A 25,454-nucleotide genomic window follows, 5' to 3' on the forward strand; every position below is an offset into this window, starting at 1 on the left:
AGAGTATCATAGCACCAAAACTATTCTTAATTTATATTGCCCTGTTTTAGTCATAGATAGACAAAGACATGTGGAGGTACCTAGGCCTAAGTACCGTTACATTTAACGATGTAGTTGAAAGGATAGGTATAACTATCTTAAATTCCCTGCTGTATTACACTGTGTCCTCTCAACTTCACATCTCTCAGTTTCTCCTCTTCGGTGAAGTGATAGTCATAGTGATCTCCGCTCTTCTACCCTTCATAGCTGCCCCAGCCTTGATTTTAATATATGTAGTCACTGACAACTTCGCCGAGATTCTCTCAGGTTCTCCTGGTTCCTATCTTCCCCTCACCAACGTAGTTGACGCTACGATTATGATCATCTTTCTCTTCATTGTCCCTATTGTTACACAGATAAGGATGCTCTCGATGCAAGGTTTCCTGACATCTGCCTCCGTCCTAGGTGTACTCTTCAGTCCGATCCTACTGACCTCTGGGTTATCCGAGAGAGGGAGAGGAGTGAGGGCAAACATCTACTCGTCTCTTCCAGCTCTCTACGTCCCTTTCCTATACATCGCCAACTCCATACTAGGAGGGAACTCTCCTATCCTCTCTCTGGTTAGGGGTTGGATGCTTCTCTTAGGTGTCGTCCTCCTCATACTGGCATCTGTACTGTTCTCTTTGAACAATCCCGCCAGCCTCACAGGTGTAATTCCCGCTTATCTGGGGGCATGGTTGACAACGGGGTTGAGCCCGTTATCCTTGCTAATAGTTGGGTCAGCTGTGATAGGAGGGCTAATCAACGGGGTACCCCTTTTGATTTCCGAGCTGAGAACGGTCAGTGAGACCAAGTCTGGTATAATGAAGGAGAAGAACGAAGCAATATCGGAGGTAGAAGGTAAGTTAATATTGGTCAACAACATAAGGGGTGGAGCCTCTGACCTTCCAGTGGAGTTGATCAACGCTGTCTCTGAGGCTGAGTCGCTCCTCAAGGCTTCCCTGGCCGAGGTGACAGCGTGTAAGGACCAGAGGTGCCTAGTGAAGGCCTTGGAGAAGTTCAGGTCTAACGTGGATCAAGTAGACAAGCTGATAAACGATGCAGTATTCAACGTGGTCATAGATTACAACAGCGTGGTAGCCAACCTCAGGAAGTACGGAATTAACGCGGAGGAGATACCCACTCCGCCTAGGATCAGGCTGACGGAACAAGACGTTAACACAATCGTTAAGATAATAAACACCATTGACAGGAGTGTTTACCTGACCGCCAACACGGTAAACAACGTATTGGATGGTATCGAGAAGGTCATCGGCGGGAAGTACAACAGATTTTACCTTACTGACTACAAGTCTCTGAACAGCGTCACTAAGGTCTTCTCTGACGAGTCCATAAGGAAAGCGAGTGAGGAGTGCCTCTCCATGGAGGCGGATCTATTGAGGGAGTTGAGAATGAAGGGGTTTGAGGACAAGAGGGTAGATCTGGTGAGGAAGTTGAACAAGACTATGATAGAAACCTTCTCCTTGGATAAGTTGAGGGAGACAGTGAACTTGAGCAACCAAGTTAAGTCTCTGCTTAACGAGTACTTCTCGGCCCTTGAAACCAAGAAGGAGGAGCTAGCTAAGATGGGTCTTCCAGAGGTGAGGGAGTACATCAAGGTAATGGATGATCTGTCCTTCACGACTTCCAGTAATCTGCCAACATGCGAGGTGGTGAAGAGGGTGTACTCTCTCATAAGGGTGATCAACGATGTAGACGAGATGGTAGCTGATGTGGATTCGGTCCTCTCATTGTTCCAACTCCTCGACGGATTAAAGGATGTTATTGCCGTAAAACTGGAGGAGGAGAAGTGCGTGTCACTCTATGATCTAGGGATAGACCCAAAGTACGTGAGATATGTCACAAGCTGGTTGAGCAGCAGAGGTCTGCCCACGGTAGCAGAACAGGATAAGATATGTAAAGGGACCTAACTTGCAGGGTGAGAATACGTCGTATCCTTTTTTGTGAGGGTTTTATGTTCACAGGAAATGGAAAACTATTCCCAGGTATAAGTGGTCATCCCTCAATAAGGGAAACTTTCGCTTTATAGGCCGAGGAAAATCAAACGAGTGCCTCACCTTAGGCGTCGTATGGTGATCTCAGCATGGTCTTCCACAATGTCCCCCTTAAAGAGGTAACGAGGGGCATTCTTGAGCAACTGATGTGTGCATAGTATCCTGTCCTGGTCGGCGACTATCTTAAGGACGTCTCCAGGTTTCATTGTGACCAGTATCTTAGAGATCTCCACTATGTATTCGTTGCAGTCTTTTCCCCTCAGGTCCAAATTGAACGTCTGGGACAAGTTCATCACTCCCGTTCTAAAGTACAAGATGTCTGGCAAGATCCCTGGACTTAATAGCCCTTTGTTCCCTTTCCACCCTCTCCCATAGCTGGTCATAGTTCTCTACCGTGTATGAGTAGGCCTTGGTTATCCTCAGCATAACCTTCGTATCAGAGATAGGATGAATCCTCAATCCCACCCTGCCCACGGAACCCCCCCTTACCATCAACCAGTGGGCAAAAATCTCTGGCGTATAAATCGAGAAGAGTCTCTCCTTGCCGACCTTATTGCCGTACAGCCAGTAGATTTCCCTCACGAAGTTGGAGGATATGTTCCTCAAAATTCGTGGCTCCCACTCCTGTAGTAAGTTCTCACCCTCCTTGATAACGACGTTTCTCAGGTACTGATATTCCTCCTCTGGGTTTTCGGAGAGAGCCAGACCGGTTACAGCTAGAACGAAGTCCCTCTGTGCCATGAAGGACTCGAAGTCCCTGTTCACGTAGAGCCACGCAGTAGCTGCGAATGAGTCCACTATCCCCTCCATGAGTTTCTCAACCAACTCCTCCCTATTGACCTTCCTAACTACCTGTCCTCCAGAAAGAATTGTCTCTAACTCTTGGAAGTCAACCTTCCCTGCATATATTAACTTCCCGTTCACGAATATCGATGGAGTTGATATTACTCCCCTCTCAAAGGCCAGGAAGGGATACAACTCTGTGTCAATTAGCTTAACTTTCCCCAGGAGTCCCCTCTGCTCCAGGAAATCAAGGAGGAGATTGCACTCGGTGCAGTTCCTGTGAGTGAATATCTCTACGTCCAAACTTATCACAACCTAACCTTCTTTGGATTCAAGCAATTAATTTTAACTTTCCACCATGCGGAGTCAAACCTCTTGTCAAGTAGCCACACGTTTGCCCTGTCCTCCTTGCTCCTTACAGCCCTCCCGATGGCTTGTCTCACTGCCACCATGGCTGGTATCTCAACTAGTGCGTCCCTCAGCGACTCTCCTGTCAGTTTGTAGATGTACTCACTCCTTAACCTCAAGTAATCGTCCACAGAAGGATACGGAATACCACACAAGGCTACATCGCTTATTAAACTAGACCCGCTGGAGGTCAGTTCAATCCCTTCAGTCAGCTTCCCTCTGGCCACTCCGGCTATTATTACCTTACCCTCGAGCGATGAGCTTACAACTTCATCTAGTACAGACTTGGAGCCCTCAACGAACTTTCTCACCTTTATGAGCTTCATCACCTCCTCCATTATCGTGTAGCTGGGAAAGACCGCGAGGACGTTAGCCCTGGCATAATGATATATCCTGAGTAGATGACTCGCGTATCTCTTCCACATCTCCGCCGATCTTGTGGAGTAGGATGTCGTTACGTCCACGGCCAGGAAGCAATCATATCCTCCCGTCACTTTGGTTCTCAATTCCCTCTCGACGTCGAGGTAGAACATCTTTCTCTTAATTCCGAGAACCTTTTCCAAGTAGTCTCTCGGGTACATGGTACCAGACATGAGGATGACAGGTACGTCCTCCCTGTTGAGCACTGAGACGAACGGGATAGAGGTGAGTGGCTTAACTATCAGTGCACCCTTATAGGAGAACACGTGTTCGTCATCCATGGATGAGTAGAACTTAATTACGCTACCCACGTAGAGCTTCCTTATGGACTTAGACTTCACCATCTCTTTCCTTAGATCCTCGTACTCCTCAGTGAGCAACTTTAACTCGTCTTCAGACAACCGCGGGTAGCCCTTAACCTCGATGTACCTCTCCTCGTTTGATATGACCGCCTTAATCTCCTCCCTCAGCTTCACGAGGATAGAACGAGCCTGATCGCTCTTTACCTGCTTCATGGCAAACTCTATGGTAGAAACGCTGAGCCTCCGCTCTGCAAGGTCATTTAGATAATCCAGGTTGTGTGCCTCATCCACGACGATGGCGAACTCCTGAAGATTCAAGTCCAACGCATCCCTAAGCCAAGGACTAAAAAGGTAAGGATAGGTGACTCCCAATACCTCGGTGTCCTCCAGTGAGCTTAGGAGAGTGAAGTATGGACAGAATCCCTCCTCCTTACCTCTTCTCTTAAGGTCCTCCAGTATTCTGAACGGCGAATCACCCTCATCCTTAACCTTTCCTGGGGATGACAATTCACAGAGGTTACACTTTATGTCCTCTGCGTCTACCCCCTCCTCAGCGAAGAGACAGGCCCTCGACTTACCCACCAGAAAGGAGAACCTCTTCCCTAGCCTCTTGGCCTCCCTGTATACAGGATAAAACTCATTGTGAGTTCTAACTGCATAAATTACCTTGCCCCTTACAGCTAGGGAGACTAATAGGGAGAAAATTGTCTTCCCACTTCCAGTGGGGGACTGCAGGGCGACCAAAAAGCCCTCCTTGAGGTGCGCTATTACCCTATCCTTAAGGGCTGACTGCCACTCCCTTAGCTCCAATCCTGAGTCCTTGCAACTACCTCATCTAACATTATATACCTTATGAAGGGTTTCTCACCTAGCTTTATCACGTCGCCAGCCTTACCCTTCACCTTAATGGTCATCATGAAGTTAAAGACGTTCTCGACCTTAACGGTTCCCCTGATCTCGTTTACTACATCCTCTGAGGGAGGGACGTCAGTGACCAATATCGCCCTTATCTCTGTGCTGGGAGAACTCTGAGCTATCTCTACGATCCTGTAGTCCACCTTAAGCCTTACGGTTTCGTTGTAACTTATCACTTTTCTACACCTTGTATCCCACTTTGGTTTTAACATTATAAAATATTTTGCTAATGGGTTTAAGGCAAGTTGCCTTGGTATAAACGAATTATAAACCAGATTATAACAGCGGATCAGCTATTCCACTTTTATATCCCTGTTTCAGGATTAAAGAGCGTGATCGTGGACAGGCCTGAGATGAGAGTCGGGGAGAAGAAGAAGGTTCTGATCGGTGACAAGGAGATATTACTCTTCTACCTGGGTGGGGACAGATATTTAGCGTTTGACTCCAAATGTCCCCACCTCGGTTGTGACCTCAGCAAAGTAGGAGTCCTGATCAGGGAGGAGTTGGTCTGCCAGTGCCACTTCAGTCACTTCTCTGTAGTCGATGGGAGACCGATTAAGGGCGCCTCAAAGAGGCCAATCCGTGTATATCCCGTTAAGGTGGAGGGGGGAAAGCTCATCTTAGGTTGAAGAGGAAATCCAAGATCCTCACGAGAGTGGAGTAGTGGAGCTGTCCCTTTGCCGTTGGTTCCTTAACGTACCCATAGACCATCTTTGACCCCAGGAGTGTGAAGGCCACTCTCTCCAAGGGGTTATCGACCATGGGCATTATGGTGGCGTTGTCCTTGAGGGACAAATAAGCTAGGAGTTCCCTGTAACCTGGAATCGGGGACACAGCTACCTTCACGGAGAGGGCTTCACGATATCTCCTGAACATGTTGTCCACTTCCTCCCTGGAGGGCAACCTAGTGAAGTAATGTGCTGAAACTATCTTTCCAACGTAAGGTACCTGAAACTTATGGAGGAACCTTGCCTCTACATCATATAGTACTCCCAACGATGCTAATTCCCTCAGGAACTCCGCCTTCGCTGAACCGTCCACGTCGTGTATCCCTCCCTCTTCAGGATCCCTTATGGTCACAATGACCTTTTCCTTAAGGTTAGCTAGCTCCATAGGTGTCACGTCCAAAGTCTTCATGTAGTCGAGCCTTAACTCCACCAGGTCTGCCTCTATCTCGCTCACCAACCTGAGGTCATCCTTACCGGACACAGGCAGAGACGCCACAACTAGAGGCCTCAAGACGTAGTCACCTTGCCTCCCAATTTCATGAGGTCCTCCCAATATTTCGGGTTGCTTTTGTTCACACACTCTGCGTCTAGAACCCTTCCTCCTGCCCTAAGGGCAAGATCCCCAGCCAACATGGCTATCCTATGATCCCTTGGACAGACGACCTCTCCCCATCTGGGTTCCCCTCCGTTTACCAAGATCTCTCCAGGGTGATACTCAGCATCTATGCCGAAACTCCTCAGGGTGGAGATGATGGTAGATATCCTGTCGCTCTCTTTGGTTCTCAGCCTCTCAACGTTTAATAGCTTCGACCTCCCATTGCTCACTGCCATGACTGCAGCTAACGATGGGGCAAGGTCAGGTACGTCGTTTATGTCCACCTCTAGGGGGAAGTAAGTTCCTGAAGCCTCCACAATCCACGTTCCCTCCGCCACAGAACTTTTTCCTCCGATCCTGGATAGCTGGTCCACTATCACATGATCACCCACGTAATCTGGGACTGGGTAGAGGTTGGTGATCTCGACCCTCCCTCCCGTGAGTAGGGCGGCATTGGCGTAGAACGACGCTAACGCGTAATCGCCAGGTACCTTCCCTCTGAAGTTCCTCAGTGAACCACACCTAACCCAAACTTCCGTACCTTCTATCTTGACCTCTCCTCCCACAGATCTGATAACGTCTGCCGTCATGTGAATATAACCCCTGGAAGACACGGGGGGAATAACCCTTATCCTTCCCTCACCCTTTAGACAGTAGGCGTATATCAGCCCAGATACGTACTGACTGCTCTCCCAACCCTCTATAACCGTCTCCTCTCCTAACTTACCCTTCACCACGAGCGGGAGCCTCTCAGAGGAGATGTATACCTCCTTCAATGCCCTCCTTATCGACTCCAAGGGCCTCCTCCTCAAGGTCTCGTCACCGTCCAGCTTAACTTCAATCCCCAGGGCCGCCACGATGGGTATTATCATCCTGAGTGTCGTCGCGGACCCTCCTAGGTAGAGTTCCCTCTCCCCTCTCTTCAGCCGATTTACAGCTTCCATTGCAGCCTTAACGTCGTCTGACGGAGTTAATCCCTCTAATTCTACCTGGGTCAGGAGGGATAGGAGGACGTACCTTATGGCTAGACTCTTGGACTCGGGAGCCTCAATCCTTCCAGATATCACAGATCTGTCTATCTCAACCTTCAAGGTTGATCGGCCTCACTACCGTGATCTTACCGAACTTGGTCCAGGAGTCTAGGATCGGGCCCTCCTCACCGCACTTCACTACAGCGAAATACGAGGGTCCGTTCCCTGAGATCCCTGAAGCTAGAGCTCCCCTCCTGAGGGCATCATCCACCGGTTCCTTGGAATACCCTAATATTTCCGCCACCGCGATACCGTTGAGCCTCATGGCCTCCCATAGCCTCCCCTGGATGGCCAGCTCAAATATACTCCTGAACAGGAGGGGGAAACCCCTGAGTCTATTGGGGTCAACCCCGCCTCTCCCTCCCCTAGCCAGCAATATCACCTTAACGTCCTCTGGAGCCCTATCCCTCCTTATGACCTTAAACTCCTTATTATGAGTGAAGGAGATACCCCCGAAGTAAGCGGCCACTGCGTCGTCTAAGGCACCGGTATAGGAAACCCCTGCCTTAAGGGAGAGTATGGCTGAGAGCTTAGGAACGTCAACTTGTACTCCGTACGTCCTAGATATCTCCCCTATCAACGCAGTGGACACTGCACTACTGCTCTTCAGTCCGCTACCTGAGGGTATTTCGGACCTGACCTCTACCTCTAGGTCTGGAACCCCGTACCTCCTGTGGAAGAACTCGAGGATCTCTTTAATTAGGGGATCCTCGATGTTGGGTCTACCTTCCCTCACGGTGACCTCGACCTTCAGGTCCACAGCCATGGACGAGCCGAACCAAGACCCCACAGCATTAACTACTGAGACTCCCCCATAGGCTTGCATTCCTCCATGTACCTCCTCCATCTCTCCTCGATCAGTTCCGATTCCCTCTGATCCAACTTTACGGGGGGGATCACCCCGGACCTGATGGCGTGATCTGCCACCACAAGGGAGACCATAGCTTCAGCCACAGACACTCCCCTTATGGCCACTGCAGGGTCATGTCTGCCAAGCACGGAGATCTGTGCAGGTTCCCCAGTCCTGAGGTCGACGGTATCCTGGGGTTTTCTTATGGAGCTGGTGGGTTTGAAGGCGCATCTGACGATTATGTCCTCCCCAGTGGTGAGTCCACCCAATATTCCTCCAGACTTATTCTCCTTCCACCCGTATCTATCCCCCCTCCTAACTATACTGTCGTTAGCCTCACTACCCTTCATTCTGGCTGCTTGGAAGCCGAGGCCATACTCGAAACCCGTGACTGCTGGGATCGATAGGAGCGCCTTAGCGAGGTCGGCCTTGATCTTATCGAACGCTGGCTCCCCCAGTCCAGGAGGGGGATTCTTCACAACTACCTCCGCGATACCTCCGTAACTGTCTCCCTCAACCATGGCCTGTTTAACCAACTCCTGGTACTTGGACTCCACTGAGGGACTGGAGGCCCTGACAGGACTATACTTGGAGCAGAGTATAGCCCTGAAGTCTGACGTATCAGAGGTAACTGGTCCCAAACTCTTGAGATGTCCAGCCACCCACGTGTCCGTTAGCATTAGCAGCTTCTTGGCTATGACAGATGCTGCCACCCTCCCCACAGTTTCCCTGGCACTGGACCTTCCCCCTCCCCTATAGTCCCAGTTCTCATAACCGTACCTCATTATGTAGGGCAGATCAGCGTGACCGGGCCGGGGTTTGAACCTCACCTCCTCATAGAGCGAGGATATAACGTCAACGTTCCGTACCAGGACAGTCAAAGGTGCACCAGTAGTCCTTCCCTCGAATACGCCGCTAATTATCTCGGGGGAGTCACTCTCCCTCCTGCCAGAAACGTATAGCCTACCTGGTTTCCTGAAGGAGAGCTCGAACTCTATGTCCTCCTTACTCAGCCTCAATCCAGCGGGCACTCCATCCACTACTACCCCTACGGCAGGACCGTGACTCTCTCCGAACGTAGTAATGACCAAGGCTTTACCGAACGAGTTGCCTGGCATAGAGGTGACTCACCACTTCCTCGTCGTTTAAGGACTTCCCGAACCAGATCCTCTCAGACTCCATGGCCTGTCTCACCAGGATCTGTAGTCCGTTAACAACTTTCATACCTCTGCTCAAGGCCAACTTCACTACGGGCGTCTCCACGGGTTTATACACGAACTCCACCGCCAATTCACCTCTGATACACCTCTCTGGGACGAAGGTGGGATCTGGGGTGGAGTTCACAACCACCCTATGACTTTCGTCGCAACTCTCCGATACCTCAGAGTCGTACCCAGCCTCCCTAAGTTTTCTCACCAATTCCTCTGACCTCTTCCTTGTCCTATTGATCACAGCCACTTTAAATCCCAACTCCGCGAGGGCGAAGGCTGCTGCCTTAGCGGCTCCCCCAGCTCCGAACAGGACTGCCCTACCTCCCCCCTCGATCCTCTCCTCCACTAAGGATCTCAGGGCCAGGTAATCTGTGTTGTAACCGGTTCCCCGATATATCGTGTTCACAGCCCCCACCTTCTTGGCGTCCTTCGAGAGGTCGCTCAGGAAGGGAATTACGTCCTCCTTATAGGGAACCGTGACGTTGAGTCCCTCGGCGATCTCCGGAAGTGAAGGGAAAATTAACGTGAACTTGCCTCTTGGAATATCAAAGGTCAAATAAACTCCGTTCACTCCCAATCTTTGAAAGGAAAAGTTGTGGATCACTGGTGAGAGAGTGTAGCTTATACCCTCGCCCACCACTCCGAACAGTTTGGTGTGAGACCCGACCTCTATGCAATCCACCCTAATTTCCCCCCAGGCATTGCTTCGTGAAACCCCAGAGAGTCTCCAGAGGTACTCTCACGGCCTTCCAGCTCCCGATCCTAGTGGGGAAGGGCATGAGTACCGTGTCACCCCTCCTCTTCTTATCCTTACCCAGGGCCTTGAGGGCATCTTCAACTGGAATCTCGCCCAAGGCCTCAATACTGTATGGGAGTCCGAACAGTTGTAGCAACCAGAGAACATCCTCTACTACTCCCTCCTCCGCATAGCCCATCTCCTCAGCAATCTTAGCCTCACAGACCATCCCCACGGATATGGCCAGACCGTGAGGTATCGTGAACTTGGAGGCGGCCTCTATGGCGTGACCCACAGTGTGACCGAAATTCAGGACTATCCTTATCCCCTTGGTCTCCCTCTCGTCCTCTGAGACTACAGAGAGCTTATCCTTAATGGAGGAACCTATGAGTTTCTCCATAACCTCATCATCCTTCTCCAGGACGGACGAGTGATTCAGGGAGAGGAAGTCGTAAAGTTCCTTGTCCAGCACCACTCCGTACTTTATCACCTCAGCTATCCCCCTCCTCACCTCCTCCTTGGGCAGAGAGTCCAGGAACGAAGTGTCTACCAAGATCAGGGAAGGCTGATAAAAGGTACCTATCATGTTCTTGGCGTTGCCGAAGTTTACTCCGGTCTTTCCCCCTATCCCTGCGTCTACCATGCCCAGCAGGGTGGTAGGGATGTTGACCAGATCTATTCCCCTCATGTATATGGATGCTGCGAACCCTGCCACGTCCAAGACAGTCCCACCCCCCAGGGCAAGCAGGTGATCTCCCCTGGTGAACCCGGCGTCCATCAACTTCCCCACGATTCTGAGGGCGTTGTTCAGGTCCTTCCCTCTCTCTCCGTCCTTAACCGGCAGGTCCAGGTCCACGCTCAAGTTCGGCCTCAGGGAGACAGGATGAACTAAGGCCTTCATTCCCTGGAGTTGAGACAGCTCGGAGAGGACTCCCCTTCCGACCTTGGCCGACACCTCAGAGCAGCATATCCTCTCCCTTAACTCTATCATGCAGACCTACCCAAGGCGTGAGAGAGGGCCCTTATCCTCTCCATGAGTAGATGGAAGGAGTCAGGGGTGAGCTGCTGTTCTGAATCGCTTAGCGCAACTTCAGGTCTAGGATGAACTTCTATCAAAAGCATGTCAGCCCCAGCGGCCACAGACGCGAGGGCTAAGGAGTGCACGAGCTCTCTCTTACCGGCCGGATGGCTAGGATCTGCACAGAAGGGAAGATGACTCATCAGTTTACCGGCCACCATCCCTCCCAGATCCAAGGTAAACCTGGTTGACCTCTCAAACGTCCTTATGCCCCTCTCACAGAGGACAACCGAACCGTTACCTTCCATGAGTATGTACTCCGCGGACTGGAGCAGTTCCTCTACAGTATTACCCAATCCCCTCTTCAATAACACCGGTTTTCCCAGCTTTCCCACCTCCCTGAGCAAAGTGAAGTTCTGTGAGTTTCTAGCTCCTATCTGTACCATGTCGGCGTACCTCTTGAATTCCTCTATGTCCTTCGAGTCCAGGATCTCCGACACGACGGGCAACCCAGTCTCCTCGCTTGCCTTCCTCAATATTTTCAGTCCCTCCTCCCCCAATCCCTGGAAGGAATAGGGACTGGTTCTCGGCTTGAAGGCACCTCCCCTGAGGAGCGAGGCACCTGCCTTCTTCACTGCCTTGGCTACCGTTAAGGTCTGCTCCTCGTTCTCAACCGCACAGGGCCCTGCTGCCACCACCACCTTGTTTCCACCTATCTCCACGTCCCTGACCTTCACTATAGTGGGATCCTTCTTCCACTCGTTGCCTGCCAGGACGTAACTCTTCTTAGTCTTCACTACAACCTCTACCGACTCATCCTTCACGTTCTCAACTTCCTGATCAGGCCAGGCTACTGCCACTTCCTTTCCGTACAGGTTGAGGAACCTGAAAGATGCTGAAGTGGACTTCAGTTTTTCCCTTAGGGTAGAGGAATTACTTCCTGTCCTCAAGACGAACAGAATCATTCTTATCACCCTCCAATCTAGAGAATAGGTTATATAACTCTCTCACGCCTATCCTCCTCGCCTCACCGGCGTAAGGGTTGTAACTTTGAATCTCCATGATCACACCCTCTAAGTCCTTTATTCTCTTGAGTATCTTATGGAGCTCCCTGAAGTTGGTAGTGTGAAAGCGTGAGTAATCAACGTTCAGCTCCTTCGCGACGGAATCTAGACCGGCGTTCAGTCCCATCAAGAAGAAGTGTGGTAACACCTGTACCAGTGCCATGGCCTTCTCGTGCTCATCTAAACTGGTCAGCACTGGTACGAGCCCCGATTCCCTCCAGAACGTGACTACTTCCTCCACGTCACCAGAGGTTGACGAAGGTATTATGGCAATCCTCTCGCCCACAGGATAGAGGTAAGGTCCAAAGAGGGGGTGGATGGAAACGTACCTGAACCCGTGTCTGGCCGAGAGTTCCTCTAGGCCAGCGAAGAGTGAGGCCTTGGAGGAGAGGATGTCCATCACTACCCTCCCCTTGGCCAGGGGGAGAGTCCTCTCCAGACTGTCCGACTTGACTCCCTCTGGAGGGAGGGCAAGTATGATGAGTTCACCCCACTGGAACGCCTGAGACATGGGCATGTGAGCTAGGTTGAATTCCTGGGCTAGCGACTTGGCCTTACTGTCGTTCCTCCCTGTTACCACCACCTCGTGCCGAACCAACCTGAAGAGGGAGGCCAGAGACCTAGCCATTCCTCCATAGCCCACTAGGGTTATCCTCCTCTTGCTCGAGGGGTTAAGTTCACGCATCTTGGATACCGAGAACAATGTGTTCAACAGGTTATCTGCGAGGACTTCAGGTATACCGTACTTCTTGGCCAGGGATCTCCACCTATCCCTAACCTCAGACTCTCTCCTCTCATCGGTGAGAGTGAGTCCGTTCTGCTTCTTTATCTTTCCTATTTCCTCCACCAACTGAAACCTCCTGAAGAACAGCCTGAACAGCTCCTCGTCTACCTCATCTATCTCTCTCCTCAATCTTTCCAACTCAGCCATGTCTCTGACCTCTCCAGGGATAGGACTCCCGCGGGGTGAGTCCACAGTTACTCTAAAACGATAATAAAAGAAGCTTCCTTCTTCAGTACGCTCATTTTATCAGCTCTAGGGAAGCGTTCACGATGTTCTTAGCAGTTATTCCATAATAGTCCAAGAGTTCTCTCTGGCTTCTGGCAGACCTCCCGAAAGTGGTGGCCCCTATGAATCTGATGGGAACTGGATAGGTCTTCACTACAACTTCCGCTATGGCTGACCCGACTCCTCCATAAACGCTGTGCTCCTCCACAGTAAGCACCCTCCCCGTCTTTCTAGCGAAGTACTCTATGGTGGAACTATCGATGGGCTTGATGGAAGGAACGTTTATCACTGCGGTGCTTATACCCATCCTTTCCAGCTCCTCTGCGGCCTTGAGGGCATCCCAGAGCACTACCCCAGCCCCCATTATGGCGAGATCGTCCCCCTCCTTGATGACGTATGCCTTCCCTATCTCGAACTTGTAATCCAAGGTCGACGTTATGGGTGGAGAGTAATCCCTTCCCATCCTATAGTACAGGGGTCCTTTATCGTTCATGACTACCTCCATGCTCCTTTCGACCTCAGCCGCGTCTGCTGGAACGACTACCTTGAAGTTAGGTATCACCCTCATCAGGGCTATGTCCTCAAGTGCCTGATGACTTGATCCGTCTCCGCTGTCGCTGTATCCGGAGTGCGTGACGAAGACCTTCACGTTCAAGTTCATCCTCCCTATACTGTTCCTCATCTGTTCCCATGCCCTCATCAGGAACATGGCAAAACCCACCACCACCGGCTTCTTGCCCACGGCCGAGAGACCTGCAGCAAAGTTCACCATGTCCTGTTCTGATATCCCTACGTTGAAGTACCTGTCAGGGAACCTCTCCCTGAAATAGGAAGCCCTACTGGAATCCCCCACGTCTGCGGTTATCACCATAATGTCCTTGTCCTTCTCCCCCAGCGATACTAGGGTCTTACCGAAGGCCTCACGAATTGAGGAGAAACTGCCTCGCAACATCTGGAACAGTCCTCTGCCTCTTGGTGTCCTCTATGGGAGGGAATCCCTTCCCTCTCTTGGTCTCCGCGAATATGACCGAAGGCTTTCTGGCGTTGACTGCCTCGCTCACTGTCGAGATTATGCTGGCCACGTCATGGCCATCGCAGTGGAAAACTTTCCAACCCACAGCTCTCCACACCTCCGGCAAGAAGTCCTTGGGTTTCACCTCTTTGGTACTGGCATCTAACTGGAAGCCGTTCATTTCTATTATCGCCACAAGGTTATCCACGTTCCTGACCACAGCGTGTGTCATGGCTTCCCATATCTCTCCTTCATCTTGCTCCCCGTCTCCCATGATGACGAAGACTCTTCCTGTTCCCTTGGCCATCTTTATGCCAGTTGCCACCCCGATGCCGAAGCTTAACCCCTGACCCAGGCTACCAGTCGACATGTCAACTCCAGGTATGAAGGTCTCTGGGTGGCCCTGAAGTACACCTGCTATGTCCTGTATTTTCCACAACTCCTCCTCTGGGATCAGACCCTTCTCGTGTAACAGGGCGTAGAGGGCCGGGGCAGCGTGGCCTTTACTTAGTATCAACCAATCTCTATTTAAAGGATCGCTTGAGTACCTTATTACCTTGAACATCAGGGCAGTAAGTATCTCTATACTACTTAGGGATGAACCAACGTGTATAGACTGATCGTAGAACTGCATCTTAATGACGTTCCTTCTCGCCCTATTGGATATCTCCTTAAGCTTGTTTATTTCTTCTAATGATATTGGAATTCCATCACTTCCACCCTTCTCCATTGGTGCAAAACATTCCCCCTCCTAAATGGAGGAGATCGGTTTTTAAGCTTTGATCATTTACTCCCCTAGCTATTTAATCAACGACCCACAGCTATATTGGGGATCAGTGACGATCGAAGGGAGGAACCTGGCCTATTACTCCAGGCAACTCCTCACGCTGGGACTGGAAGTTCAGGAGAGGATCTTCTCGCTGAAGGTACTCGTAGCAGGGTGTGGTGCACTCGGTAGTACCCTGGTGGAGGAGTTGGCGAGACTTGGTGTAGGAGACATAACCGTGGTCGATCCGGACCTGGTGGAGGAGTCCAATCTTCACCGAACTCACCTCTTCACTGAGAGAGACGTGGGGAGGCCTAAGGCTGAGGTGTGCTCTGAGAGGGCCAGGGAGATAAACCCAGACGTGAGGGTGACACCTGTCCTGGACGTCGTAGATAACTCCAACGCAGAGGAGTTGATCAAGGGAAAAGACTTTGTCTTCGATGCCTTAGATAACGTAAACTCCAGGCTCATCCTAAACGATGCCTGCGTCAAGGAGGGAGTCCCCCTCATCTATGGAGGAGTCTCCGGGGAATACGGGTCTGCCATGATAGTCGTCCCCAAGGCGACCCCTTGTCTCTCCTGTTTCATGCAACCCTCTGAGGGAGAGGACACCTGTGAGACCGTAGGCACGACACCGCTGACCGTCACCCTAGTGGCTACCGTTCAGGCCCAGTTGATGCTGGAGGCGTTGAGAGGACAGGTTAGGGAGGGCCTCATCTACCTGGACTCCAGGAGGCTATCCCTAGATAACGTGAAGATCCTCAGGAACCCCTCCTGTGAGGCCTGCTCCAGGGAGGAATTCATGTATTTGAAGGGACTGAGAATCAGGTGTGGCATAGTTAGGACTGACGAATCACCTCCTCCAGGCTCGCCCAAACCCTTCGTGAGAAGAGGGAAGGAGGGCCTTCTCATATGCTACGACAAGTGTTTTAAGAAGGTTGGGAGATAGATGTGAGATGGAGAGAAAGTACCTGGCGGCGGTCCTGATACCCCCAGCTGTCATAGTCTCATACTCCCTGTACTTTCACATAGATCTCCTGTCAGTTATCACTTCCATCGACCCTCTGCTCCTGGCCGTGTTCCTGGGAAGCTACTTTGCACAGTTGATCCTCCTCTCGGTTAGGGACTCCAGGATAGCGAAGGTCACCATGGCCAAGGCGTTCAAGGCCAGACTCCTGGGGAACGCAGTTGGTCTTATAATACCAGGGTGGGCCGGCCAAGACTTGACGAGGGCAGCTGTGTACTCTAAGGGAGGAGAACACATCGTGGATTCGTTCGCCTCCTCCCTCATGGAGGCGTTCTATGACGTAACCGTAGGCTCAGCCATGTTCCTGTTGCTGGTCTTCTTGAGGGCTACACCAGTGGACTTGATATACATCCTCATCACCTTGGGAAACCTGGTGGGCTGGTCCCTAGGTGCTGGGTACGTAGTCATCACCTCAGGGAGGGTAGTTAAGGCCGAGGAGAAGTTCGTAAAGATGCTCAAATTACAAGAGTATTATCATCTCCTCCAGAGGGGGAAGGCTAGGGTGAGGGACGTCACTGGAAAGAAGGAGTTCCTATTCAATTCGTTACTTACTGCACTGGGCTACGTGGTTCAATCTGTGGCCTTCTATTACGTTGTCCCCTCCCTCCCCTTGGACGTGTTAGTCAACATGACTTACTTCGCAGCCACGCTGATCCCTGTTCCAGCAAGCTCTGGGTTTGCAGAACTGGGCCTCTCCATATACTTCACTCCCAAGCTGGTGCTGGAACTCAGGATACTGGAACTCCTGAACTATTCCCTGGGATTTCTCTTCATAAAGGAAGTAAACCTTAGAGAGCTTAAAAAGCAATTCGACGAAATAAGGGTCAATGGAAAACTTCCTGAGAGACCCGGCACCTGAGGAAGCGTCGAAGCTCGTCCTCTCGGCTTACGCGGAGAAGACGCTCTGTGTCAAGATCCCCTACGATCCAGATTCAGTGATATTCTCGGCACTCCTGACCAAGTACTTCAACGGAGAGGTCGCTGTGACCTTCTCATCTGACTGCCAGCTCACTCTGAACAAGGGGGACATAGGTAATTCCGTGGCGTATAGGGGCGTTGAGGTCTTCGTAGGGAGCTCGGCCTTCTCCTCTCTCCTTCCTCTCACAGTGGAGGACTTGGTTCCCATATTGGCCGGGATCTTCTCGGATGTGTTGCTCCGTAGGAGAAAGCTCAGCGACTGGGAACAGAGGATCCTAAACAACGCGGAGAACTTGGGGGTGATCAGGGAGAAGGGTCTGAAGATCCCTGCCTACAGGGAGGTACCACTCTTCCTCTCCCTCTTCTACTCCCTCGACCCGTTCGTGCCAGACATCTCAGGCAACCCCGTAAACGCTCTCAAGCTGGTCAAAGAGCTCAACGGAAACGAGTTCACCAAACTCTCAGACCTCGATGAATCTAAGCTCAACACCTTGCTCTTTAGACTGGTCTCTTCCCTAGTCAAGGTGAACCCGAAGGCTACCAGAGAGGATGTCATAGATGATAGATACTTTTACAACAACTATGACTCCCTTGAGCTGGGGATGTCAGTCCTCTACGTCATGGACACTCAAGGTTCCCCCATACTCTTTGATGCGGTCATGAACACTTCCCTCTTCTGGACCTTCGTGGAGTGGCTCAGGGGACTCCTGAGCAGGGGATTCAACGTTCAGGTAAGCGAGGAGGGTAACCGTTACGTCGTTGACTCCAATCTCAGCCCGATATTGGCATACATCGTCCTTAGACAGGCGGGCAAAGCAAAGGACAGGAGGCCGGTGTACTTGAGGAGAGGAGAGAAGTTTGTGTCCTCCAGGTTCTTCCTCAACTCCCCAGAGGAAGGGTTGATCTATGATGATAAGGATTGAGGTGGACACTGAGGACGCGGAGGAGATAGCGAGGGCGTTGTCGGTCGACAACGTAGACTTACCAAAAGGAATGGAGATCAAAGTGGAGTGGAGAGAGGGGAAGGTGATAGTCGGCATTGAGATGCAGGGGGTTGAATCCATCCTCACCCTCAGGAACACAGCGGACGAGATACTGACCCACATAGACGCCCTGATGAAGGTCTTCAACAGAGATAGGGAAAGTCTTCGAAGTTGAAACTTGAAATCTGGCGATTTATCATAAAGAACTCAAGATATTAGTCATTAAAACTTTCTCACTATTCATACTATTTATTAAATCCTTTTCATATTACTTCCCATTTCCCTATGGATTATATGGAATAGAACTAGTAAGTTCCAGTTTGGAACCAATCTATACATGGATTAGTAAGGTAATAGTTCTTGAATCCACGTGAGTTAACACTGTGAGTCTGCATGAACAAATATATAACAATCGTTTCTACCCTTAATTTGCGATCCCGTTGATAATAATGAATAAGTATATCCCGTTACCCAAGCAGACCGATTCCGAGTTCTGGACGGTGGACAGATTAGAGCACATAAGGAAGTTGGCCATGACCGGAGAGCCGATCGCCATACTGCAATCGAGGAGGAGCAGTCTGAGGATATTGGACAGGGTGGAGTTTCCAGGAGTCACTAATAGGATATACAGGGAGCCCCATTCCAACACACGGATAACGTTCTCAGGAATCGAGATGAGCTCACCACTCTACTTGGGGGACATGTCCTACGGGGCCCTGAGTGGAAACCCCAACATTGCCATAGCCAAGGCAGCGGACATCACCGAGACCTTGGCTGGTACTGGAGAGGGTGGTCTCCACCCAGAGGTGGCCAAACACAGGAGGATATTCGTCCAGTGGGCCTCAGCCAGGTTCGGGGTAGACATAGACGTATTGAAAAGTGGATTGGGAGTCGTCATAAAGATAGGACAGGGAGCGAAGCCAGGAATTGGGGGACACCTCCCAGGGAGTAAGGTCACCGAACCCATATCCAAGACCAGGAGGATACCGGTGGGGATGGACGCCATCTCTCCAGCTCCCCATCACGACATATATTCCATAGAAGATCTTGGCCAGAGGATTGAGGCACTCAAGGAGCTCACTGGAAAACCGGTCTTCGTGAAGGTGGCTGCGACGAACTATATACCCTATATAGTCTCAGGGATAGCTAGGATGAAGGCCGACGGAGTCATAATTGACGGTCACGGTGCGGGCACCGGTGCCACTCCTGCCGTGATCAGGGATAACGTGGGCATACCCATTGAGCTGGCAGTGGCCTCTGCAGACTCGACTCTCAGAAGGGAGGGATTAAGGGACGGGTTCACCATAATCGCTGCAGGCAGGGTGGCTGACGCTACCGACGCTGCCAAACTCCTCGCCTTGGGGGCAGACGTGGTGAGCGTGGGAACAGGGGCCCTGATCGCCTTGGGTTGCGTTATGGTTCACAAATGTCACATAGGTTCCTGTCCCACTGCCCTCACCAACAGGATTGACGGGTCCAGGGTAATGGACCTCGAGTTCGGTGTGAAGAGTCTGGTGAACTTCGTCAGGGGGTTCACCCTGGAGTTAGCCAACGTACTCGACAACCTGGGCCTCTCCTCAGTCTCGGAGCTGAAGGGAAGGAGGGACCTGCTCTACGGATATGGACTCTCCAGGGACGTATTGGAGATCCTGGGAATAAGGGGGGAGGTTGAGGAGCTGGACCCCAAGCTAGGGGAGCTGTGGACTAGGAGGAGGAAGACGGCACTGCACGACATCATAAACAAGGGGGAGCCCTCCCTGACCAGCATGGGTAGTACAGCGCCTCCAGACGTGGAGAAACCTGCCAGGATACTGGATTGGATCAGGACAGACGGAGCCCAGGTAACCAGACCTTCCATAGATCCCTACAGGGAGGACATCGACACAAGCTTCCTCCTCAAGGGAGGGGAAGTGTACCTTTCGCTCCCAGTGATGTTTGACGTCTCCGAAGCTCCCGGCGAGTATAGGAACTCGCTCTCCTGGGCTTCCCTGGCCCTAGGTTCCATGATCTTCTCGGAGGAGACGCTTCCTCCCTACGAGGAGGTGACCTTCAGTGCGGACTTCAGGGGGATCATGACCTGGAGTGAGAGGAAGAGAGCCGACACTTACCTCAAGGTGGAGGATTTAGAGGAGATAGAGGACGCAGCCAATGAGGGTGAAGTCCACGGGTTCCTGATAGACGAGGACTCGATGGGCGAAGATTTGGAGCTCATTCTCTCCGATGCAGACATACGGCTTAAGGAGGCGGGGGTGAGGAACAGGTTTGACCTCATAGCCAAGTCCTCGAGGCTGAGGGACTCCGCTGACGTATTCAAGCTCGTGGCCTTGGGGGCCGACGCGGTCGTCCTTCCCTACAGCGTACTGGAGGTAGCCATAGGGGAGGGGAGTAAGGGAAACTTGAGAGAGAGGGCGTTCAACCTCATTGCTGGCATGAAGAAGGAGATAGCACTCTTGGCAGGGGCTGCAGGTGTATACAGCGTCCAGTCAAGCCTGACAGGAAACAGGGAGCTCCTGAGGGCAGTCAACCTGAACTCCTACGTGGCGAGAAGGATAAGAGTGAGGCAGGCCGGTTCACTATGATCTCTCCTTCTGGTTGTGGAGTCTTCGGAGTCCTCAGGAAAAAGCACGCTCCAAAGGTGAGAGGGGAGGAAGTCGTTAAGGCGATCAACGCAGTGTGGTACAGGGGTAGCGACAAGGGGGCAGGGTTCGCAGTATTCAATAGGGGAGAGGAGAACTATTACGTAGTCAAGGCCTTCTTAACAGAGGGCCCCAAGGCACTCAGGAGGATCCTGGAGTCCCAGGGGGTCCAAATCCTGGAGGAAAGTGTAGAGACCGAGAGCGACGGAGTTTGCAGTTGCAACTTCAAGGTCTCCATAGGCAATACGGCTCAGCTCAAGAAGGTAGTCAGGAACACCAACGAGATCTTCTGGGGTCAGAGGAAGGGTAGGATATACAGTGTGGGGAGGTCCCTGAACACATTCAAGGGAGTAGGTTATCCCAAGGACATAGCCAAGGTTTACGGTGTGGAGAAGTACGATGGAGACCTATGGTTGGCCCACACGAGACAACCCACGAACTCCCCAGGGCATTACCCCTACTGGTCCCACCCCTTCTCCTCCTTCGATGTGGCCATAGTACACAACGGTGACGTCAGTTCCTTCGGTGCCAACCTTGAGTTCCTCCAATCCAGGGGATGGGGAGGTTTCGTAGGAACCGACAGCGAGGTGATGGCCTTCCTGTTCGAGGAGCTCATAAGCGAGGGTCTCCCGTTGGAGGAGGCAGTAAAGATCTTGGTCAACCCCTCCAGGCGAACCGGACTGATCTCATCACATTATGACTACTTGTACAGGAACGCCAGGCTTGACGGACCGTTCACCGCGGTGATCGGCTACGACTCGGGAGACGACCTTTACCTGGTGGGGCTGGCCGACAGATCCAAGTTCAGGCCAGTCCTCATAGGTGAGGACGAAAACTATTATTACGTAGCTAGTGAGGAGAGCCAGATAAGGCTCCTCAATCCTAAGGCTAGGGTTTGGACCTTGAGTCCGGGCTCCTACTTCATTGCCTCACTGGAGAGGGGAGTGGTCAGTTACGGGAGGGATGTCCAGGAAGTGGAGAGCTTCTCTCCACCTCCCCCCAGCTACGAGGGAGACTACGACGTGGATGCCAGTAAGGTAGGTTACAAGGATTTGAACAGGGAGATAATGAAGTACGCGGGGAAGGGTGAAGTCAAGGTAGTCAACGTCATGGGACACAGGTTCGTGGGGATAACCTTCCCTAGGGCTGGGTTGAGGGTCAAACTCTACGGAGTGGTAGGTAACGCGCTGGCCAACCTCAACGAAAACAACGAATTCCTCGTCTATGGAAACGTCGCCGACGACTGCTGTGACACAATGCACGGAGGGAGAGTGGTCATAACCGGTGACGCGAGGGACGTGTTGGCTCAGACCCTCCAGGGAGGGGAGGTGTTCGTGGGCGGGAACGCAGGTAATAGGGTAGGAATACAGATGAGGGAGTACGGCTTCAAGAGGCCTTACTTGGTCATAGGAGGCAGGGTTGACGACTATTTAGGCGAATACATGGCTGGAGGGGTGATAGTAGTTCTAGGACTGAGGAACAGGGGAGAGAAGACAGGCTACTACGTAGGGACTGGGATGGTAGGAGGGAGGATATTCGTCAGGGGAAAAGTAGACCCGTCGAGGGTAGGGATGCAACCCAACAGGACGGAGATGCTCAGACTCCTCAAGGCTCTAGCGTTGGAAGGAATGATCGAGGACTACAAGAAATACGAGTCCCTGTCCTACCTGGAGGTCATGGACAAACTTGAGGGTGAGGCTAAGAACTACGCCAGGAGACTCTTCGAAGAAAAGGTAGGCATACCCTCCTATGAGTACAGGGAGCTAACTGAGGAAGAGATCAAGGAGCTCACTCCCGTGTTGATGAGCTACGACTCCTACATGGGCACCAAGTGCCGGGAGTTGTTGGGCGAGAAGTTCACGGTGATAAGAGCTAGGAAGGAAATCAAGAAGTGACCATAAGAGAACGAGGACTCGGAGGAATTTAGGAAGAACGCTAATTGAGGCTTTTTATGAGCTTGTTCCGACCTTAAACGTCCTGGTGAGACGCAATCGCCGTCGTTAACGGTTTCCAATGAGAGCCGTAAAGTTTGTGTCTTTTCATCATTTAGTGTTTTACAAATAAAGCATCAGGATTAAAAGACGCTAGCGCCTACGCTAGGGAGTTCGTCGAATGGTTATCACGTATGCTCAAGATCACCGAGATCAACCAAGACACAGTTACGGAGGCGGAGGAAATCAAGAAGAGACACGGGATAGCCGTTGTCAACAGTTCCAGGTAAACCGTGAAGTTTATATAATTTATATGTGAGTTTTATTATGATGCTGAAACCTAAGGAAGTGTGCCAAAAACTGGGAATGTCCTACCGCACGTTGCAGAGCTACGTTAAGAAGGGTTACATTAAACCAGTAGTGCAGAGCGGGAAGTTGAGGTTCAGGGAGGAGGACGTCGAAAAACTGATGGGTATTGTTAGAAAAAGGAAAGTGGCATTATACGCTAGGGTATCGAACACGCGAAAGGACGACTTGGTAAACCAAGTACAGCAGTTATGGGACTTTAACGTAACTTAAAGATTTTCATCAGCCTGGGTGGTCAGCCTAAATGGCGCTCGAGGACCTGAGGAACGCCTCCACGCTCCTCAGGTTCAGCTCCCCACCAGCTCCCTGACGACGTTGGTCACGATGGTGAAGATCGTGAGGTGACCCTGAAGCCTCTCCCTCCTCCAGTATGAGGAGTCCCAGGGCCTTGACGTCCCTTGGAGGTACTCGATCTCCCACACGACAGGCTTCCTCCTCGCTGAGCGAGAGGTCGGTGGTGTAGAGGTATCTGGCGTGTGTCCCGGAGTCGTGTTCCTGCGAGCAACTTCACCGTAATCGCTCGGCCTCCCAGGGTCAGGGAGGTGAAGTAGACTCCAGGGGTATCCCATTCGGAGGTGTCCCTCCACCTCCTCGAGGGTCCCCTGGACCGACTCGACCCTGAGCTCGGTTGGACTTGGGCTCAGACACCACGTTGTCCGTCACGAGCTTCTCGGACTAGTACTAGGGTCGAAGACGACCCTGGCTACCGGAAGCGCCCCTTGAGCACGTCCAACATCTGGCCACGTCGATCTCGGTCTTGAACTCGTTGACCATCCTAAATCAACATCTTCCTCACGGCGTAGGGGAAAGCTCCCACCATGAACATCCTGCCCGTGGAGAGGTCCACTATGGCGACCGTGAGGAGCTTGGCCCTCTCGAACCTCCCGTGGGTGTGGCAGTAGGTCCAGTGGTTCCCGTGGGGCTCACGTCCTTCCCCCTGGAGCGTTGTGGTCCACGGTGTCGTCTATGATGACGACCTGACCCTTCACCAGCCCCGACAGGACCTCCAGGTAGTCCCTCCACGCGTCGTCGAGTTCTCCCAACGCCCCATCAATTCACGTTCCAACCCGAACGTCTCGGCCGCGTTCCTCACGCTGGCCCTCCCACCTACCAGGACCATGAGGACTAGCGCCAACCCGACCTTCCTGCTCCTCCCGTTCCTCCTGACCACGCCCAGCCTGTTGACCGCCTTGACCAGCCTCTCCCTAGCCAACTCGATCGGTCCCTTTCCGTTCAGTATCTTTTCAGCAGGACGACGTCGAAAACTAAAACTTCTCGCTAATACCGACTTCTTGGTATTACCTCCCTAAGATTCCCATAACTGCTGTAAAACTAAGGATAAGTTACGCCACGGGTAAACACATTAACATTCTTCTACTGACGAGATCTCTCCTTTAATTAGTTTAGTTGCACATTCTAGCCCTCTCTGAGTTAGTTGATAAGTAGTAGAACCTCTGGTAGGGTTTGACTTCCTTATATAAAACATATTAGTCAGATCTGTGTAATACAGATCTCCGTTTGTCCCTACGCTCTCATTTCACACATTTTATCTTCAATCATGATCGAGTGTAGGGACTTAGCCCTCAACCACTGTGGGTCATGGGACTCCAACGGAACGGGGATCACATCTCCGCGATCACTCCCACCCTTTTGCCCACATCGGTGTGAGAGATCATCAATAATCAACAAAAATTTGTTATAAACAGACAAAAGGATTTCTATTAACATGAAAAAGGATTCAGCCCCTATTAGTATTACTTCGTCTTAGTGTACAATCAATTATTCTAATCTTATTTTATAGAAATAAAGTGAATTACAAGGAAACCTGAATCGCTCTCTGAAGCTATCCACAAAGCATATTGCTTAGATCTCTCAACAGCCATTTAAAGTACGGTGGAAAAGTATATTTAGTAGAAAAGTATACCTCAATTTGTGGCTACTACAATAAAAGTTAAGGACAAAACCAAGCTTGATCTTGAGAATTTAAGGGCTGAGATCTTATTGATGTCAAATATTAAGCTAACTATGGACGAACTACAAGATTACCTCATATCCTTTGCCATTGATAATAAGGAGTCGTTTTTTGATTATGTGATGAAGAAGTTCAAAAGCAAAAATTACGAGAAAATGAAGGAAGCTATAAAAGATTGGGGTATTGATACTAGTAATATTGACGTCGACAGTGTAATATATGATAATCCTTGACACGAGCTTCCTAATAGCTTTTTATAATAGAAGGGATTCCAGGCACGAAGAGGCTCTGAAGATCTTCAACGAGGTAACTAACGACAAGCTAGTTATTTCGGATTATATCTTTGACGAGGTAGTGACATTTTTAAGGGCTAAGGTTCCGTGGATAGCCATAGAGGTAGGTGAGAATATTTTAGAGAATTTGCACATTATAAGAGTTGATGATGAGGACTTCAGAACAGCGTGGGGACTGTTCAACAAGTTTAATAAATTAAGTTTTACCGATTGCACTACCTTATCCCTCTCGAAGAGGCTAAAAATTAAGAGGTTAGTGACTTTTGATCAAGCATTGTTGAATGCATTTGCAGAAATTAACAAAAAAGACTGATCGAAAATCAACTGTAACTTAACGCATGCGTTACAATTTTTCTGCATATTACCGAATTGGAAACCATGGGCGATTCAGGGCTCCATTGCGATTTCTATTTGTTTCTATAGAATGAAAGTGACTTAATTGATCCT

Annotated in this window: 25 protein-coding genes and 2 pseudogenes; 11 read left to right on the forward strand and 16 right to left on the reverse strand. The window is 51.0% G+C overall.

Annotated features, from left to right (window positions below):
* Positions 1-68 precede the first annotated feature (68 nt).
* Complete coding sequence (locus tag METMK1DRAFT_RS14695; RefSeq protein WP_009075632.1) at positions 69-1,949, forward strand: hypothetical protein; 1,881 nt, start codon at positions 69-71, stop codon at positions 1,947-1,949.
* Positions 1,950-2,092: 143 nt separating this feature from the next.
* On the opposite strand, the gene METMK1DRAFT_RS14700 is transcribed toward METMK1DRAFT_RS14695, so the two are convergent.
* From METMK1DRAFT_RS14700 to METMK1DRAFT_RS14715, 4 genes are read right to left on the reverse strand one after another with little or no spacing between them, the layout of a single operon-like run.
* Positions 2,093-2,326, reverse strand: a complete 234-nt coding sequence (locus METMK1DRAFT_RS14700; RefSeq protein ID WP_172634163.1) for a sulfurtransferase TusA family protein — start codon at positions 2,324-2,326, stop codon at positions 2,093-2,095.
* 10 nt (positions 2,327-2,336) lie between these two features.
* Positions 2,337-3,119 (reverse strand): thioredoxin family protein, encoded by a 783-nt coding sequence (locus tag METMK1DRAFT_RS14705; protein ID WP_009075636.1) that lies wholly within the window; start codon positions 3,117-3,119, stop codon positions 2,337-2,339.
* 5 nt (positions 3,120-3,124) lie between these two features.
* Positions 3,125-4,756: a helicase C-terminal domain-containing protein gene (locus METMK1DRAFT_RS14710; protein ID WP_009075638.1), complete on the reverse strand. Its 1,632-nt coding sequence runs from the start codon at positions 4,754-4,756 to the stop codon at positions 3,125-3,127.
* Positions 4,747-5,037 carry a hypothetical protein gene (locus tag METMK1DRAFT_RS14715; protein ID WP_048088154.1) on the reverse strand — a complete coding sequence of 97 codons (291 nt, stop codon included), beginning with the start codon at positions 5,035-5,037 and terminating at the stop codon, positions 4,747-4,749. Before METMK1DRAFT_RS14715 ends, METMK1DRAFT_RS14710 begins: the two co-directional genes overlap by 10 nt.
* Before the next feature lie 156 nt (positions 5,038-5,193).
* On the opposite strand from METMK1DRAFT_RS14715, the gene METMK1DRAFT_RS14720 reads away from it, so the two are divergent.
* Positions 5,194-5,490, forward strand: a complete 297-nt coding sequence (locus METMK1DRAFT_RS14720) for a Rieske (2Fe-2S) protein (protein WP_172634149.1) — start codon at positions 5,194-5,196, stop codon at positions 5,488-5,490.
* On the opposite strand, the gene METMK1DRAFT_RS14725 is transcribed toward METMK1DRAFT_RS14720, so the two are convergent.
* From METMK1DRAFT_RS14725 to METMK1DRAFT_RS14770, 10 genes are all read right to left on the reverse strand, one after another.
* The gene (locus tag METMK1DRAFT_RS14725; RefSeq protein WP_009075644.1) at positions 5,477-6,100 is read right to left on the reverse strand and encodes a type I 3-dehydroquinate dehydratase; all 624 of its coding nucleotides are present in this window, start codon (positions 6,098-6,100) and stop codon (positions 5,477-5,479) included. The genes METMK1DRAFT_RS14720 and METMK1DRAFT_RS14725 overlap by 14 nt on opposite strands.
* Entirely contained in the window at positions 6,097-7,275 is a 1,179-nt protein-coding gene (locus tag METMK1DRAFT_RS14730) for a 3-phosphoshikimate 1-carboxyvinyltransferase (protein WP_009075646.1), read from the reverse strand. The genes METMK1DRAFT_RS14725 and METMK1DRAFT_RS14730 overlap by 4 nt, the downstream gene beginning before the upstream one ends.
* Complete coding sequence (locus METMK1DRAFT_RS14735) at positions 7,265-8,041, reverse strand: shikimate kinase (protein WP_048088046.1); 777 nt, start codon at positions 8,039-8,041, stop codon at positions 7,265-7,267. The genes METMK1DRAFT_RS14730 and METMK1DRAFT_RS14735 overlap by 11 nt, the downstream gene beginning before the upstream one ends.
* Positions 8,014-9,183 carry a chorismate synthase gene (aroC, locus tag METMK1DRAFT_RS14740; protein ID WP_009075650.1) on the reverse strand — a complete coding sequence of 390 codons (1,170 nt, stop codon included), beginning with the start codon at positions 9,181-9,183 and terminating at the stop codon, positions 8,014-8,016. Before aroC ends, METMK1DRAFT_RS14735 begins: the two co-directional genes overlap by 28 nt.
* Positions 9,161-9,958: a shikimate dehydrogenase family protein gene (locus tag METMK1DRAFT_RS14745; protein WP_009075652.1), complete on the reverse strand. Its 798-nt coding sequence runs from the start codon at positions 9,956-9,958 to the stop codon at positions 9,161-9,163. Before METMK1DRAFT_RS14745 ends, aroC begins: the two co-directional genes overlap by 23 nt.
* Before the next feature lies 1 nt (position 9,959).
* Entirely contained in the window at positions 9,960-11,003 is a 1,044-nt protein-coding gene (gene aroB, locus METMK1DRAFT_RS14750) for a 3-dehydroquinate synthase (protein ID WP_009075654.1), read from the reverse strand.
* Complete coding sequence (gene aroF, locus METMK1DRAFT_RS14755; RefSeq protein ID WP_009075656.1) at positions 11,000-11,995, reverse strand: 3-deoxy-7-phosphoheptulonate synthase; 996 nt, start codon at positions 11,993-11,995, stop codon at positions 11,000-11,002. Before aroF ends, aroB begins: the two co-directional genes overlap by 4 nt.
* Complete coding sequence (locus tag METMK1DRAFT_RS14760) at positions 11,964-13,025, reverse strand: chorismate mutase (protein WP_048088157.1); 1,062 nt, start codon at positions 13,023-13,025, stop codon at positions 11,964-11,966. The genes aroF and METMK1DRAFT_RS14760 overlap by 32 nt, the downstream gene beginning before the upstream one ends.
* Positions 13,026-13,116: 91 nt before the next feature.
* Positions 13,117-14,055 (reverse strand): transketolase family protein, encoded by a 939-nt coding sequence (locus METMK1DRAFT_RS14765; RefSeq protein WP_009075660.1) that lies wholly within the window; start codon positions 14,053-14,055, stop codon positions 13,117-13,119.
* Positions 14,024-14,845 carry a transketolase gene (locus METMK1DRAFT_RS14770; protein ID WP_009075662.1) on the reverse strand — a complete coding sequence of 274 codons (822 nt, stop codon included), beginning with the start codon at positions 14,843-14,845 and terminating at the stop codon, positions 14,024-14,026. Before METMK1DRAFT_RS14770 ends, METMK1DRAFT_RS14765 begins: the two co-directional genes overlap by 32 nt.
* Before the next feature lie 106 nt (positions 14,846-14,951).
* Between METMK1DRAFT_RS14770 and METMK1DRAFT_RS14775 the strand changes: the two genes are divergently transcribed.
* The 7 genes and pseudogenes from METMK1DRAFT_RS14775 to METMK1DRAFT_RS14805 all read left to right on the forward strand — a co-directional run.
* Complete coding sequence (locus METMK1DRAFT_RS14775; protein WP_245544657.1) at positions 14,952-15,830, forward strand: HesA/MoeB/ThiF family protein; 879 nt, start codon at positions 14,952-14,954, stop codon at positions 15,828-15,830.
* 7 nt (positions 15,831-15,837) lie between these two features.
* A complete protein-coding gene (locus METMK1DRAFT_RS14780; RefSeq protein ID WP_009075667.1) occupies positions 15,838-16,767 on the forward strand; it encodes a lysylphosphatidylglycerol synthase domain-containing protein in 930 nt (309 codons plus the stop codon).
* Positions 16,736-17,749: an SSO0295 family DNA-binding domain-containing protein gene (locus tag METMK1DRAFT_RS14785; RefSeq protein WP_009075669.1), complete on the forward strand. Its 1,014-nt coding sequence runs from the start codon at positions 16,736-16,738 to the stop codon at positions 17,747-17,749. Before METMK1DRAFT_RS14780 ends, METMK1DRAFT_RS14785 begins: the two co-directional genes overlap by 32 nt.
* Entirely contained in the window at positions 17,736-17,984 is a 249-nt protein-coding gene (locus METMK1DRAFT_RS14790; RefSeq protein WP_052300234.1) for a KEOPS complex subunit Pcc1, read from the forward strand. The genes METMK1DRAFT_RS14785 and METMK1DRAFT_RS14790 overlap by 14 nt, the downstream gene beginning before the upstream one ends.
* A gap of 265 nt (positions 17,985-18,249) precedes the next feature.
* Positions 18,250-20,388 carry a glutamate synthase-related protein gene (locus METMK1DRAFT_RS14795; RefSeq protein ID WP_048088047.1) on the forward strand — a complete coding sequence of 713 codons (2,139 nt, stop codon included), beginning with the start codon at positions 18,250-18,252 and terminating at the stop codon, positions 20,386-20,388.
* Positions 20,385-22,340: a class II glutamine amidotransferase gene (locus METMK1DRAFT_RS14800; protein ID WP_009075675.1), complete on the forward strand. Its 1,956-nt coding sequence runs from the start codon at positions 20,385-20,387 to the stop codon at positions 22,338-22,340. The genes METMK1DRAFT_RS14795 and METMK1DRAFT_RS14800 overlap by 4 nt, the downstream gene beginning before the upstream one ends.
* Positions 22,341-22,706: 366 nt before the next feature.
* Positions 22,707-22,934: pseudogene (locus tag METMK1DRAFT_RS14805) on the forward strand (helix-turn-helix domain-containing protein); the annotation flags it as partial.
* A 43-nt stretch (positions 22,935-22,977) separates the two neighbouring features.
* Here METMK1DRAFT_RS14805 and METMK1DRAFT_RS20175 read toward each other — a convergent pair.
* Positions 22,978-23,979, reverse strand: a pseudogene (locus METMK1DRAFT_RS20175) (IS701 family transposase).
* 287 nt (positions 23,980-24,266) lie between these two features.
* Positions 24,267-24,470: a hypothetical protein gene (locus METMK1DRAFT_RS20180; RefSeq protein ID WP_009075685.1), complete on the reverse strand. Its 204-nt coding sequence runs from the start codon at positions 24,468-24,470 to the stop codon at positions 24,267-24,269.
* 204 nt (positions 24,471-24,674) lie between these two features.
* Here METMK1DRAFT_RS20180 and METMK1DRAFT_RS14825 point away from each other — a divergent pair, with 204 nt between their 5' ends.
* A complete protein-coding gene (locus METMK1DRAFT_RS14825; protein WP_009075686.1) occupies positions 24,675-24,947 on the forward strand; it encodes a hypothetical protein in 273 nt (90 codons plus the stop codon).
* Positions 24,934-25,320 carry a type II toxin-antitoxin system VapC family toxin gene (locus METMK1DRAFT_RS14830; protein ID WP_009075688.1) on the forward strand — a complete coding sequence of 129 codons (387 nt, stop codon included), beginning with the start codon at positions 24,934-24,936 and terminating at the stop codon, positions 25,318-25,320. Before METMK1DRAFT_RS14825 ends, METMK1DRAFT_RS14830 begins: the two co-directional genes overlap by 14 nt.
* Positions 25,321-25,454 lie beyond the last annotated feature (134 nt).

Source organism: Metallosphaera yellowstonensis MK1, assembly GCF_000243315.1.
Lineage (GTDB): Archaea > Thermoproteota > Thermoprotei_A > Sulfolobales > Sulfolobaceae > Metallosphaera > Metallosphaera yellowstonensis.